Source organism: Bradyrhizobium sp. UFLA06-06 (assembly GCF_054820065.1).
In genome coordinates this window covers 40162-53003 of sequence record NZ_JADFUD010000004.1, presented here as the reverse complement: position 1 = coordinate 53003, position 12842 = coordinate 40162, and the positions used below count along the sequence as shown (strand labels likewise).

Sequence of the window (12842 nt, the reverse complement as noted above, 5' to 3'; positions counted from 1 at the left end):
GGAGAGGTTTGCATGGACCGGCCAATGACCTTGAAGGAGATCGCCAAGATCACCGCGGGCGCGGTGGTCTCGCTCGTCATTGTCGGGTGGCTGATGGTTCTCGCGATCGCATTCCTGACGGTGCTGTAAGCCCGCTCCACCGCGCCGGCCCCTCACCGTGCCCTGCCGCCGGAATCGAAAGGGGCCGCTTCACGCAGCGGCCCCTTTGCCGGGAAAAATGGCTTGGGGATAAAATCTAGCCCCGGTTAGCCCCAAGACTACACACTTCAGGGAATTGAGGAATTCCGGATGATTACTGTCCACCCCGCTGACTGATTATTGCCGATCCCTATTTTTATGCCACCCTCCTGGGCAGGCATCCCGCTATTGCTGCGCGTCCTTGGGCGGCATCCGGGGCGGCGGCAGCGGCGTGAACACCGACCCTTGCGCGCCGGCCGGCGGGGCCACGAACGTCCCCGTGGTGGAATCACCGCCGGTGGTCTCCACGATCGTCTTCGGCGTGATGTACTCCCTGACGAAGTCCATGATGGTGCCGTCGCCGCCGCCGAAATCCGCCGCCCGCCCGCCTTGCGGATGCCCGGCCTTGATCTCGTTCTCGGCGGTGTGGGTCTGCTCCGCCAACGCCTCGCTATAGGGAATGCGGAAAGCGCGCGGGATCGCGCTCGGCCGGTTGTCCTCGTCGAGCTCCTCGACCCAGAGATAGATCGAGCCCGAGTCGCCCTCCAGCGAATGCGGCTCCACGATCCGCGTCGACAGCAGCTTGAAGTTCGCCGGCAATTTTTCCGCGGACGCCCAGCCGAGCAGACCGCGCATGCCGCCGAAGCTGACGAAGTAGAACGCGCTGGTCACGACGATGACGACAGCCTTCAGCGACCAGTGCAGTCGCGCATAGACCAGCACGATCAGGAGCAGCGCACCGACCACCGCGTATGCGACCGCAAGCGTGAGAATGACCGACTGCAAGCTAATCATTGCGGAGCACCCTGACGCCGCTTTTCGGGACACCGGTTTTCGGATCGAGGTCGCCGCCGTTGCGCCAACTGCTGCGGAAGGTCTCGAGCAGCGACTTCGGCCGCCGGTCCACGTTGATCACCTTGCCCTCGGCGTCGAGACGAAACCTGACCGCGGTCTTCTCGTCGCCCGTGTGATCGACGGTCAGCTTGTCGTCGAAGATCACCTGCGCCGTCGGATTGAGCTTCTGCACCTTCACATTGGCCTGCACCGGCTCGCCGGTCGTCGCCTGGAAATGCGAGACGTTGACGGTGTATTCGCCGGCGACGACGCCGCGCAGCGTGACGATCTCCTCGCGGATTGGCGAGGCGATCTTCTTGCCGTTGACGATGATGAAGTCGTTGGCGCCACCACGATCGTCGCGATCGAGCGTCAGGAAGCCGGCTTCGCGATGCCGGTACCAGGCGATGTTGCCGGCCGGATCCTGCACGAACAGGTCGAGATCGTCAGGATGGTTGTCCGGCCAGTCCATCGTGATGATGAACTCCGCCTTGGATTCGATCTTGCCTTCCTTGGAGTCCGGCGACACCGCAAGCAGCGCCAGGAAGAACAGGAAGGCGATGACCTGCAGCGCCTTGAATAGCATCACGCCGAGCGGATCGAACGGCTCCTCGCGCGGATAGAGCCCGAACTCATCCATCATGACGGCGTACCAAGGCGACGTTCCAGGGCCGGCGTGACGTGCGTCTCGGTCAGCACGACGGCGTCGGAAAACACCCGCTGGGTCGCAGAATCGAGCATGTAATACTGGATCCGCACCAGGATCGATCCAATCAGTCCGGCCAGCGTCGTGTACATCGCGACCGCCATGCCGTCGCTCATCAGGCCCATCGACGATTTCATCGCGACCTTGTCGGCGGCATCCAGCGAAGCGATCGGCGCCAGCATGATGATGAAGCCGATGATGGTGCCGAGCAGGCCGAGCTTCATCAGCGTATCGGAGACGAAGGCGCCAAAGCCGTTGGACCCGCGCAGCCGGTCCGCCAGCGTCCGCAGCAGCAGGGTCTGGTCGATGCGCCCCTTGGCCTGCGCCTCGGCCTTCTGCACCAGGCTTTTGATGTGATCGGTGACGAGCCCGCCGGGCAGGCCGCGCCCATCCGATGCAAGCGCCCCTGATGCAAGGATCCTGGCGCCATCGGGCGCGGCGAGGATGGTGCGGCAGGAGCGCGCGACCTCGCCTTCCCGCGCGATCGCCCGCGTCCGCCAGAAGCAATGGATGCAGGTGACGATGTAGAGGACCGCGATGACGCTGGAAATGTAGGTGCGGTCCGAACTGATCATGAGGCGGATCAGCCCGTAGCGCCACAGCAGGAAGGCGGCGAACACCGAAAGGCCGGTGAAGATCAACCAGAGCAGCAGGGCGCTGCGCTCCGCCGCGTCCGTGCCGGCCGATGCGGCCGCGACGTCGACCTTGGCATCCATGCTGCGTGAGCTCCCTGTGACGACTGTTCCATGAGGCTCCGCGGGCCTCACTTTCCGTTAGAGCAGAGCCGGCCTGCGCCGTCCAAAGACATCTGCCCAGATTTCGTCGGGCAAATTTCCCGACCTGCACAGCTTCGCATGCTTGCGATTGGCGGGGAACAGCGCTGCTGTTAGCATCGCATTTCTCGTTTGAGCATGACCAGCCGCGTCTCTCCGTTCCGGATCATGCTCTGGCCGTGGAGTGATCGCATGCGCCTCGTGCTTCAACTGGTCGCCCGCCTGCTCGTGATCGTCGCGCTATGCCTCGGCGCAGCCACCGTCTGGGCCACGATCGACGCCTATCGCAGCGTCGATCGCGCCACGCAGGCGTCCGCCGAGCGGGTTTCGCAATCGCTCGAAGCGCTGTACTGGCGCGAATTGCTGCTGCGCAGCAACCGGATGCGCGAGCAATTGCTGCCGGCACCGGACTGGCGCACCATCGAAACCATGGGCCTGATCGCGCCCGGGATCTGCGTGCAGTTCGAACCGGCCGGCGCCTTCGAGAAGCCGCTCTGCGGCCAGAGCAAGGGGATCGGCAAGGCGCCGCCGCGCTGGTTCGCGGCCACCGTGCAGATGGTGCTCGGCGATCACGCCACCGTGGAGCGGCCGATCAGCGCCCGCGCCGCGACCGCGGGAACCGTCCGCGCCATCGCCGATCCGGACGCCGCGATCGCGCTCGCCTGGCAGCACATTCTCGACAACATCCATGTCGCGCTGTTGATGGCGCTCGCCATCGCCCTGCTCGCCTCGCTTGCGATCGCGCACACGCTGGCGCCCGCCCACTCGATCGTGTCGGCGCTGCGGCGCATGGCCGACGGCGAGTACCGTACGCCGCTGCCGCGCGTCCGCTCGATGGAGCTCGCGATGATCGGGCGCGCCGTCAGCGATCTCGGCGACCGCCTCGCGCTTGCCGAGGAGGAACGCACGGTGCTGACGAGGCGGCTGCTCGAAATCCGCAACGACGAACGCCGCACGCTGGCGCGCGAGCTGCACGATGAGTTCGGCCAGAATCTCACCGCGATCCTCGCCTTCGCCAACACGATCGAGGCAAGCGCCGGGGACAAGTACGCCGCCGGCACCGAAATTGCGCAGGATGCACGGATGATCTCGCAGGCGACGCGCCGCATCATGGCGTGCCTGCGCGATACACTGAACCGGCTGCGCCATCCGCCGGCCGAAGAGCTCGGGCTGGAGGCAAGCCTGGTCGATCTCGTCGACAGCTGGCGGTCGCGCACGGCGCAGCCGATGATCCAGCTCGATTTGCAGGGCGACCTTGCCGACATCAGCGGCACGGTCGCCGCCACCGCCTATCGCGTCGCGCAGGAATGCCTGACCAATGCGCTGCGCCACAGCTCGGCGCGCGAGATCGTGCTGCGGATCGAGCGGCGGACCGGAAGCGAGAACGCCCTGCTGGTCCGCGTCGAGGACGATGGCGGCGGCGATGCGGCCAAGGTGGCGCAATCCGCGGGCTTCGGCCTCACCGGCGTCAGCGAGCGCGTCACGGCCCTCGGCGGCTCGCTGTCGATCGCGCGCGCCAGCCGCGGCCTGTCGGTCGCCGCCACGATCCCGCTCGCCGCCTGAGATGACAACGTTGACTACCCGCGGCATCTCGATCCTGCTGGTGGACGATCATCCGGTCGTCCGCCAGGGCTACCGGCGCGTGCTCGAGCATCAGGACGATTTCCGCGTGGTCGCCGAAGCCGACAACGCCGCCAATGCCTATCGCGCGTTCAAGTCGCACCAGCCTGATGTGGTGGTGATGGACATTTCGATGCCGGGTGCCAGCGGACTGGAGGCGATCCGCAACATCCGCGCGCGCGACGCCGACGCGCGCATCCTCGTCTTCAGCATGCACAGCGAGGCGGCCCAGGTGAAGGCGGCATTCGGCGCCGGCGCCAGTGGATTCGTCACCAAGGGCAGCGAACCGGCCGAGCTGATCGCGGCGATCCGCTCGGTGGCGCGCGGCGAGCATGCGATGAGCGACGACGTCGCGCGCGTGCTGGCGCTGGAGAGCCTGGTGCCGACCCGATCGGCGCTCGACCAGCTCGGCGAGCGGGAGATCGAAATCCTCCGGCAGCTGGCGGCCGGCAGCACCAAGGAGCAGATCGCCGCCAACCTCAACCTCAGCACCAAGACCGTGCAGAACTATCACTACCTCATCAAGGCCAAGACCGGCATGCGGACCGACGCCCAGCTGGTCCGCCTCGCTGTTGAATGCGGGCTGGCGAATTTGTGAACTTCGTAGCCCGGATGCAGCGCAGCGAAATCCGGGGACTGCGCACGCGAATGATCCCGGATTGCGCGGAGCCTGTCATCGGGCGCGCGTTCGCGCGACCCGTTGGCCCCATCGGGGCTACTGACGCCATTCCGCGTGACAAGTCGGCGGGTTACGCTACGCTGCGCCACCCACCAAAGCTCACAAGAAACGGACGCTCCCCATGCCCATCGTCAATCGCGTTGCCGCCCTCTCGGATGAAATGGCCGCCTGGCGCCATGACTTCCATGAGAATCCTGAACTGCTCTACGAAGTCCACCGCACCGCCGGCATCGTCGCCGACAGACTGCGCGAGTTCGGCTGCGACGAGGTGGTGACGGGGATCGGGCGCACCGGCGTGGTCGGCGTGATCCGCGGCCGCAAGTCCACTTCGGGAAAGACCATCGGCCTGCGCGCCGACATGGACGCGCTGCCGATCGCGGAGGCCTCGGGTGTCACTTACGCCTCGAAGATTCCCGGCAAGATGCACGCCTGCGGCCATGACGGCCACACCGCGATGCTGCTCGGCGCTGCCAAATATCTCACCGAGACGCGCAATTTCGACGGCACCGCGGTCGTGATCTTCCAGCCCGCCGAGGAAGGCGGCGCCGGCGGCAAGGCGATGGTCGACGACGGGCTGATGACCCGCTGGGGCATTCAGGAGGTCTACGGCCTGCACAACATGCCGGGGCTGCCCGAGGGTTACTTCGCGACGACGCCGGGCCCGATGCTGGCCTCGTCGGACACGTTGAAGATTGTCGTCCACGGCAAGGGCGGCCACGCCGGCGCCGCTCCGCACGAGGCGGTCGACAGCGTGCTGATCGGTGCCCAGATCATCAATGCGCTGCAGTCGATCGTATCGCGCAATGTCGACCCGCTGAAATCGGCTGTCATCTCGATCACCATGTTCGAGGCCGGCACCGCGTTCAACGTGATCCCGGAGACCGTGACGCTGGGTGGCACCGTGCGCACGCTCGATCCTGGTGTGCGCGACCTGGTCGAGCGCCGGATCGGCGAGGTCGCCTCCAGCATCGCCAAGGCCTATGGCGGCTCGGCCGAGACGGATTATGGACGCATGTATCCGGTGACGTTGAACCATGCGCGCGAGGCCGGCGTCGCCGTCGAGGTCGCCCGCGACGTGGTCGGCGCCGACCGCGTCAACGACAATCTGGTGCCGGTGATGGGCGCCGAGGATTTCGCCTTCATGCTGGAGGCGCGCCCCGGCGCGTTCGTCTTCCTCGGCATGGGCGACGGTCCGATGTGCCACCACCCCGCCTACAAGTTCAATGACAACATCCTCGGCCACGGCGCCTCCTACTGGGTGCGCCTGGTCGAGAAGCAGATGCCGGCCGGCTAGCGCCGCTCATGCAGCCACGGCCCGGTCGCTCACTTCGCGACCGGGCCGCCAGCTTTCACAAGCGCGGCTGCTGTTGCGTGGTGCAGTGGATGCCGCCGCCACCGGCGGCGATGCCATCGATGTCGAGCTGGATGATTTCCCGGTCCGGGTACAGTTCGCGCAACTTGTCGCGCGCGTTGCGGTCCGCCGTCGGGTCACCGAATTCCGGCGCGATCACGGCACCGTTGCAGACATAGAAATTGATGTAGCCGGCGGCGAAGTCCTTGCTGCTGCTGTGCGTCGGACGCACCGTCGACGGGCCCTGCAACACCACGACATCCAGGCGCCGGCCCTTCGCATCAACAGCGCCGCGCAACAAATCGAGGTGTCGTTTGGTCACCGCATGATCGAACGACGACGGGTCTGGTTCCAGGCCGGCTACGACAACGCCGGGGCTGGCAAATCGCGCGTAGAAGTCGGTATGTCCGTCGGTGATGTCCTTGCCGGCGATGCCGGGCAGCCAGATGATCTTGTCCAGTCCGAGCAGGCGAGACAATTCGTCTTCGCATTTTGCCTTGTAGACGTCGGGATTGCGATTTGGGTTGAGGACGCAGCTCTCGGTGATGATGGCCGTCCCCTCACCGTCGACCTCGATCCCGCCGCCTTCCAGCACCAAATCGGCCTTCAAGAAGATTGCCTGCGCGGCTCCTGCCAGATGCTCTGCAACCCTGGCATCTCGTGCATATAGATGCTGCTTGCGTGCATACGGTTGCGGCTTGTTGCCCCAGCCGTTGAAATTGAAACCGACGGCGCCGAGCTGCCCGGCAGGATTGGTCACAAAGACCGGTCCCGTGTCGCGCAGCCACACATCATCGAGCGGTTGAACGACGAGGCTGACCGAGGGACCGCACAGCCGCGCGGCGATGTCGTAGTCCTCCTCGCGCACGAGCATCTTCACCGGCTCATAGACCGCGATTGCCTTGGCAACGCTGGCGAGATTATTTCTGATGACGGGAAGGAGCTTCGTGCCCCAGAGCTCCACGTCGGCGCCGAAGGCCATCCAGGTGGCGGCATGCGGGGCGCCCTCGTCCGGCATACGCCAGTTCGTTTGATGTCGTGCAGAATCGTTCATGAGCATTCGAACCGCGATGGCCGCCCCCGTTCGTCACAGGGTAACGCAGGTGTCCCCGCGCGGGCGACCATTTTGGAAGGCACCGAGCCGGCCGCCCATGCCTAGCGGGCGGGGTCAATTTCGCTTGTCCCCATCATCCGCGCGGCGACACGGTCGCGCTTGACGAAGTGGTGGAAGGCGACCGCGGCGAGGTGCAGCACGATCAGCGCCAGCAAGACATAGGCGAAGAAGATGTGGCGATCCTCAAAGGCATCCGCCGCCGCCTTGTCGGGCGAGGTGATCTGGGGAACGTGAAACAGGCCGAAGAAGCTCGAATAATCCTGGGCGCGGGCGCCGGAATGCGCCCACCCCAGCATCGCCACCAGGATGGTGACGGCATAGAGCGCGCCGTGGCTGACCCGGGCGGCGATCCGCTGCCAGGAGGGCATGTCGGCCGGCAGTGCCGGCGTCGGGTTAAGGCCGCGCCAGAGCAGCCGCAGCACGGTGAGCAGCAGCACCAGGTAGCCGATATCGGCGTGGATCGAGCGGTAGAAGAACTTGTCCGCCCGCGCCGGGATGTGGTTCATCCACCAGCCATAGGCCAGCATGCCGATGATGGCGAGGCCGAGCCCCCAGTGGAACGCGCGGGCGAGCGAGCCCCAGCTCGCGGCGGTATTGCGAATCATGTCGCGTGGCCCCCTTGCGGCCGCATTTTTGGATTTCACACGTCGCAGCAATAGTTTGCCGTGATACTTGCAACTATCGGTCAAGGCCATGTGAAATTCCCGGCTTCACCGGTTTTTGTCGGCCGAAGCGGCCGGATAGCCAAAAACAACTGAATGGTAACCCTGCTTCGGATAGAGTTTTCGCGTGTCCACTCCCCCGACCATCCTTGTGTTCGATTCCGGCCTCGGCGGCCTCACCGTGCTGCGCGAGATCGTCCGCGCCCGGCCCGACGCGCATTACGTCTATGTCGCCGACGACGCTTTCTTCCCCTATGGCCACCACGGCGAGGACGAGATCATCGCCCGCGTGGTGCCGCTGGTCGGTGAGCTGATCGCGGCCCACGCGCCCGACCTCGTCGTGATCGCCTGCAACACGGCATCCACCCTGGTCATGTCGCATCTGCGCGACGCCTATCCTTTGCCCTTCGTCGGCACCGTGCCGGCGATCAAGCCGGCCTGCGCCTCGTCGAAAACGAAGCGCGTGTCGGTGCTCGGCACAAAGGGCACCGTGAAGCGCGAATATACCCGCAAGCTGATCTCCGACTTTGCGCAGGGCTGCGAGGTGACGCTGGTCGGCTCCGGCGAGCTCGCCTCGCTGGCGGAGGCCGCCCTCAGCGGCGAGAGCGTGCGCGACGAGGACATCGCGGCCGAACTCGCGCCCTGCTTCGTCGGCGATGGCGCCCACGACCCCGCCCGCACCGACACCGTCGTGCTCGCCTGCACGCATTATCCGCTGCTGCTGGAACGCCTCACCCGGCTCGCACCCTGGCCGGTCGACTGGATCGATCCGGCGCCGGCGATCGCACGCCGCGTCGCCGACCTGCTCGGCCTGGCCGGCCACGCGAGCGACCAGGCCGGCGCCGAGATGATCTTCACCTCGAAGCGCCCGCACGCGCTGACGGAAGCCTTGACGCCATTCTTCGGCGGCCGCGTCCCGGCCTGATCCTTTTCGCCGTCACAACGCGCTGCTAGCCTCTGCTCTCCTTCGAGGGAGGATCCGAATTTGACCGCAGCCCCGCTGACGCCGCTCAATCGCCTGCGCAAGCAGTGGCGCGACAAGCGCCCGACCTTCGGCGCGATCGCGACCATCCCGAGCATCCAGACCGTGCAGATCATGGCGCAGTCGCTGGACTGGATCATCGTCGATCTCGAGCACGGCCCGATCGATCTCGGCACCGCCCATGCGATGATCGTGGCGACCTCGGGCACGCCCTGCGTGCCGATGGTGCGGATCGCCGCCAACGAGCCGCATCTCGCCAAGGCACCGATGGACATCGGTGCGCTCGGCATCAATTTTCCGATGATCTGCAACGCAAGCGATGCGGTGAAGGCGGTGCGCAGCGTGCGCTACCCGCCGAAGGGCGACCGGCTCTGGGGACCGTTCCATGCGCCGTTCCGCTGGGGCGTCTCGATGAACGACTACATGGCGACCGCTGACGACGACATGATCTGCATGATCACGATCGAGCATGTCGATGCGGTGAACCGCATCGACGAGATCATGGCGACGCCGGGCATTGACCTCGCGGTGATTGGCCCCGGCGATCTCGCCACCTCGATCAACAAGCGCGGTCTGCCCGACGATCCCGAAGTGGTTGCGCTAATGCAGCGCGCCGAACAAGGCATCATGAAAAGCGGCGTGCCGATCGGCGGCGTGGCGCGCACCGCCGAACAGGCCAATGCGATGATCGAGCGCGGTTACCTCGCGCTCGCGCTGGGCTTCGACTGGTCGCTGTTCCAGCGCGGCATTGCGGCTGCGTTCGCGGGGATCAAGCGGTAGGCGTCAACGCGGCCGCGCGGCGCTCCGCTCGTTCACAGCTGCCGGCGAGCAGGTTCCCGTCACGTCGAGAAGGAACCGCGGCGCAACTTCCGGCGCCGCGCCTGCGATGGAGTGAACAGTACGCATCACCATTGCCGAGACAGCTCGTTCGCCTGAGTAGCTCATGAATATGCGGCGCAAACCCGCGCTGTTGGATGAACGGACTAATCCCAATGTCGCAAGTGCACATCACACATCGCCCGCTTTCCGCCGCGATTCCGCGCTGCTAGAGTTTTGCGGGTTGGGAGGAAAATGCATGTTCAGGAAATTACTGCTCGGTCTCACCGTGATTGCCCTTGCCGGTGCCGGCGCTGCCTTTGCGCAGCAGAGCGGCATCAAGCGGACGCCGCTGCAGAAGGTCGATTTTCCGCCGGGCTACAATACGGTCACCGCGATCGCCGAGGTTCCGGCCGGGGGTGCGTCGGGGCGTCACACCCATCCCGGCGCTGAAACCGGCTATGTGCTCGAAGGCGAGCTCGAACTCCTGATCGACGGCAAGCCGCCGTTGAAGCTGAAGGCGGGCGATTCCTACCAGATCCCGGAAGGCGCGGTGCACGACGCCAAGACGTCCGGCGACAAGCCGCTCAAGGTGCTCGGCGTCTACGTGGTCAAGGCCGGCGAGCCGTTGGCAAAACCAGCGCCGTGAGCAGAACCCTTGGTCCTCGACCAGTCGGTTCATCTGAGCTTCAGGTGCGGCGAGCAATCATTTGAGCTCGCCGGGCCTTTGATTTTTTGCCTGTTTGCAAGGGAACTGAACCGAACGGATGCGCGGTAAATTTCGTCAGATTTCATTGCCGCGCCGTCTCGTCGCCGATCTAATGCATGCATCGGCCGGCGTGCCGCTGGTCTCCCTGAAGCGCACCTTGAACGTCCGCGCAATCGTCGAGGCCCGTGCGCGTGCGGCGCAGGCACCGGGCTGGGCCGCCATCTTCGTCAAGGCATTCGCGCTGGTCGCCAGGACCGAGCCGACCCTGCGCACGCTGCACGTCAAGTGGCCGTGGCCTTGCCTCTACGAGCTGCCGCGCAGCGTCGGCATGGTGGCGATTGCGCGCGTTGAGAAGGGCGAGGACTGCGTGCTGTTCGAGCGCGTCTGTGCCGCCGACGAGATGCCGCTCGCTGAGGTCGACGCGCTGATCCGCCGCGCCAAGACCGCGCCGCTCCACGAAATCCCCTCGTTCCGCAAAATACTCTGCGTGACGCGCCTGCCGCTGCCGCTGCGCCGCCTGGCGTGGGCGATCGGGATGAATTTTGGCCGGCAGCGCGCCAATTTCTGCGGCAGTTTTGGCGTGACCTCGGTCGCGGCCTATGGCCCCGGCGAGTTGCACGCGCTGAGCCCGGGGCCATTCCTGTTGAGCTATGGCGTGATCAGGCCGGACCACACCGTCGACGTGGTGCTCCGCTGGGACCATCTGGTCTGCGACGCCGCCCTGATCGCGCAGACCTTGACCCGCCTCGAGCAGGTGCTGGGCGGCGAAATCGCCGCGGAACTGGGCGCGGGCCGGCCGCAAGCCGATGCCCGGCTGGTCCGGGCGGCCGGAAGCCGCCTCTGAGGGACGAAATTGGCCAAATTTGACGCCGATTCCGCCCAAAACGCCCTGCGTTTTGTTTGACAGAACCGGACTTTCTCCTTAAGACCACCCTTGCTCGCGGGCCGGTTTCGGCCCGCGATGCGTTTCGCGACCCGTGGTCCTCCCCGAGCTTTCGAGGCGGACCTGTCGGTACAGGTCTTTTGGCCGGTACACAGGAGGGCGCGTCTCCTCAAACCTGAAACTGACAAACGCCGGCCGCTGGGTAGCGACGGCTATGCAAAAGAGGACGCGATGACAAAGCGCAGTGAGGCGAAGTACAAGATCGATCGCCGCATGGGCCAGAATATCTGGGGCCGCCCGAAGAGCCCCGTGAACCGCCGCGAATACGGCCCCGGCCAGCACGGCCAGCGCCGCAAGGGCAAGCTCTCCGACTTCGGCGTGCAGCTCCGCGCCAAGCAGAAGCTCAAGGGCTACTACGCCAACATTTCCGAGCGCCAGTTCCACGGCATCTATGTCGAAGCCAGCCGCCTGAAGGGCGATACCGGCGAGAACCTGATCGGCCTCCTGGAGCGCCGTCTCGACACCGTGGTCTATCGCTCCAAGTTCGTCTCCACGATGTTCGCCGCGCGCCAGTTCATCAACCACGGCCACATCAAGGTGAACGGCCGCAAGGTCAACATCGGCAGCTACAAACTGAAGGTCGGCGACCTCATCGAGGTCAAGGAATCCTCCAAGCAGCTGACCCCGGTGCTGGAAGCGGCCCAGCTCCCCGAGCGCGACGTGCCCGACTTCATCGAGGTCGATCACTCCAAGATGACCGCGAAGTTCGCGCGCACCCCCGGCCTCTCGGACGTGCCGTTCCCGGTGCAGATGGAGCCGCATCTGATCGTCGAATTCTATTCGCGCTGATCACTTCAGCATTGCGAGATCCGAAAGGCCCCGGTTTTGCCGGGGCCTTTTTGTTTGCCCACAAGACGACTATTATATCCGGGACTTGGAGATGGCTGCCCGTTGAGGTTTCTTGCCGATGACCCGGTTACTCGAACAGGCCTTCGAGACAGTTTCAAGCTTGCCTGACACAGAGCAGGACGAGCTCGCGCGCATCATGCTGCAGCTTGCCGGAGTCGACCAACCGCCGCTCCAGCTCACGCCGGAAGAAGACGCCGATCTGGCTGAAGCCGACGCCGAGATTGCACGCGGCGAGCTGGCAACGGCCGAGGAAGTCCGTGCGATGTGGGCAAAGCACGGGCTGTGAACGTCCGTTACACGCGACGCGCTCTTGTTCAGATTGATCGGGCACTTTCCTATATCGAAACACGATCTCCCCAGGGCGCGGTCCATGTGCGCGACCGCATCTTGGCACTTGTCACGCTGCTGCAAGAGCAGCCGCGTGCGGGGCGTCCGACAAGCCGCCCAGGCGTCCGCCGGCTTTCGGCGACACCGTATCCCTACCTGATCGACTATCGCGTGACGCCCACCGAGATCATCATTATGCGGTTTCGTCACGCCGCCCGGAGGCCTATACGCTAAAGCATGATCCGAAAAGCGCGAAGCGGTTTTCCGGATACGATCATGCTCAAACAAGAAGCCAGGGCG

15 protein-coding genes are annotated in these 12842 nt (G+C 65.3%); 10 read left to right on the top strand and 5 right to left on the bottom strand.

Translation table 11 applies throughout. The annotated features are described in order from the left end of the window. Positions 1-363: 363 nt before the first annotated feature. The 3 genes from IF803_RS04580 to IF803_RS04570 are packed head-to-tail and all read right to left on the bottom strand — an operon-like array spanning position 364 to position 2433. Entirely contained in the window at positions 364-972 is a 609-nt protein-coding gene (locus tag IF803_RS04580; RefSeq protein WP_028339910.1) for a hypothetical protein, read from the bottom strand. Next, a complete protein-coding gene (locus IF803_RS04575) occupies positions 965-1654 on the bottom strand; it encodes a hypothetical protein (RefSeq protein ID WP_028339909.1) in 690 nt (229 codons plus the stop codon). The genes IF803_RS04580 and IF803_RS04575 overlap by 8 nt, the downstream gene beginning before the upstream one ends. Further along, positions 1651-2433, bottom strand: a complete 783-nt coding sequence (locus IF803_RS04570; RefSeq protein WP_461191419.1) for a MotA/TolQ/ExbB proton channel family protein — start codon at positions 2431-2433, stop codon at positions 1651-1653. Before IF803_RS04570 ends, IF803_RS04575 begins: the two co-directional genes overlap by 4 nt. Before the next feature lie 249 nt (positions 2434-2682). Between IF803_RS04570 and IF803_RS04565 the strand changes: the two genes are divergently transcribed. The 3 genes from IF803_RS04565 to IF803_RS04555 all read left to right on the top strand — a co-directional run bounded on the left by IF803_RS04565 (position 2683) and on the right by IF803_RS04555 (position 6083). Next, positions 2683-4053: a histidine kinase gene (locus IF803_RS04565; protein WP_028339907.1), complete on the top strand. Its 1371-nt coding sequence runs from the start codon at positions 2683-2685 to the stop codon at positions 4051-4053. Position 4054: 1 nt separating this feature from the next. After that, entirely contained in the window at positions 4055-4708 is a 654-nt protein-coding gene (locus tag IF803_RS04560) for a response regulator (RefSeq protein ID WP_461191418.1), read from the top strand. 202 nt (positions 4709-4910) lie between these two features. Then, positions 4911-6083 (top strand): M20 aminoacylase family protein, encoded by a 1173-nt coding sequence (locus IF803_RS04555; RefSeq protein ID WP_461191417.1) that lies wholly within the window; start codon positions 4911-4913, stop codon positions 6081-6083. A 55-nt stretch (positions 6084-6138) separates the two neighbouring features. Here the strand turns inward: IF803_RS04555 and IF803_RS04550 are convergent, their stop codons facing one another. After that, a complete protein-coding gene (locus IF803_RS04550; protein WP_461191416.1) occupies positions 6139-7194 on the bottom strand; it encodes an agmatine deiminase family protein in 1056 nt (351 codons plus the stop codon). A gap of 101 nt (positions 7195-7295) precedes the next feature. Beyond that, entirely contained in the window at positions 7296-7859 is a 564-nt protein-coding gene (locus IF803_RS04545; RefSeq protein ID WP_461191415.1) for a cytochrome b, read from the bottom strand. Positions 7860-8043: 184 nt separating this feature from the next. On the opposite strand from IF803_RS04545, the gene murI reads away from it, so the two are divergent. From murI to IF803_RS04510, 7 genes are all read left to right on the top strand, one after another. Next, the gene (gene murI / locus IF803_RS04540) at positions 8044-8841 is read left to right on the top strand and encodes a glutamate racemase (RefSeq protein ID WP_461191414.1); all 798 of its coding nucleotides are present in this window, start codon (positions 8044-8046) and stop codon (positions 8839-8841) included. Positions 8842-8901: 60 nt separating this feature from the next. Further along, on the top strand, positions 8902-9678 hold the full coding sequence (locus IF803_RS04535; RefSeq protein ID WP_028339902.1) for an HpcH/HpaI aldolase family protein: 777 nt from the start codon (positions 8902-8904) through the stop codon (positions 9676-9678). 295 nt (positions 9679-9973) lie between these two features. Continuing rightward, positions 9974-10363: a cupin domain-containing protein gene (locus tag IF803_RS04530; protein ID WP_028339901.1), complete on the top strand. Its 390-nt coding sequence runs from the start codon at positions 9974-9976 to the stop codon at positions 10361-10363. Between the two features lie 118 nt (positions 10364-10481). Continuing rightward, positions 10482-11267, top strand: coding sequence for a hypothetical protein (locus IF803_RS04525; RefSeq protein WP_028339900.1), 786 nt, complete (start codon positions 10482-10484; stop codon positions 11265-11267). A 270-nt stretch (positions 11268-11537) separates the two neighbouring features. After that, positions 11538-12155, top strand: coding sequence for a 30S ribosomal protein S4 (gene rpsD / locus IF803_RS04520; protein ID WP_016843156.1), 618 nt, complete (start codon positions 11538-11540; stop codon positions 12153-12155). A 118-nt stretch (positions 12156-12273) separates the two neighbouring features. After that, a complete protein-coding gene (locus tag IF803_RS04515; protein WP_304496044.1) occupies positions 12274-12501 on the top strand; it encodes a hypothetical protein in 228 nt (75 codons plus the stop codon). Next, positions 12480-12776, top strand: a complete 297-nt coding sequence (locus tag IF803_RS04510; RefSeq protein WP_461191413.1) for a type II toxin-antitoxin system RelE/ParE family toxin — start codon at positions 12480-12482, stop codon at positions 12774-12776. The genes IF803_RS04515 and IF803_RS04510 overlap by 22 nt, the downstream gene beginning before the upstream one ends. Positions 12777-12842 lie beyond the last annotated feature (66 nt).

Coding starts and splice junctions, on each gene's coding strand:
- IF803_RS04550 (WP_461191416.1), bottom strand. CDS start 7,194: ATGAACGATTCTGCACGACATCAAACGAACTGGCGTATGCCGGACGAG.
- IF803_RS04525 (WP_028339900.1), top strand. CDS start 10,482: ATGCGCGGTAAATTTCGTCAGATTTCATTGCCGCGCCGTCTCGTCGCC.
- IF803_RS04565 (WP_028339907.1), top strand. CDS start 2,683: ATGCGCCTCGTGCTTCAACTGGTCGCCCGCCTGCTCGTGATCGTCGCG.
- IF803_RS04530 (WP_028339901.1), top strand. CDS start 9,974: ATGTTCAGGAAATTACTGCTCGGTCTCACCGTGATTGCCCTTGCCGGT.
- IF803_RS04575 (WP_028339909.1), bottom strand. CDS start 1,654: ATGATGGATGAGTTCGGGCTCTATCCGCGCGAGGAGCCGTTCGATCCG.
- IF803_RS04515 (WP_304496044.1), top strand. CDS start 12,274: ATGACCCGGTTACTCGAACAGGCCTTCGAGACAGTTTCAAGCTTGCCT.
- IF803_RS04555 (WP_461191417.1), top strand. CDS start 4,911: ATGCCCATCGTCAATCGCGTTGCCGCCCTCTCGGATGAAATGGCCGCC.
- rpsD (WP_016843156.1), top strand. CDS start 11,538: ATGACAAAGCGCAGTGAGGCGAAGTACAAGATCGATCGCCGCATGGGC.
- IF803_RS04580 (WP_028339910.1), bottom strand. CDS start 972: ATGATTAGCTTGCAGTCGGTCATTCTCACGCTTGCGGTCGCATACGCG.
- IF803_RS04545 (WP_461191415.1), bottom strand. CDS start 7,859: ATGATTCGCAATACCGCCGCGAGCTGGGGCTCGCTCGCCCGCGCGTTC.
- IF803_RS04570 (WP_461191419.1), bottom strand. CDS start 2,433: ATGGATGCCAAGGTCGACGTCGCGGCCGCATCGGCCGGCACGGACGCG.
- IF803_RS04560 (WP_461191418.1), top strand. CDS start 4,055: ATGACAACGTTGACTACCCGCGGCATCTCGATCCTGCTGGTGGACGAT.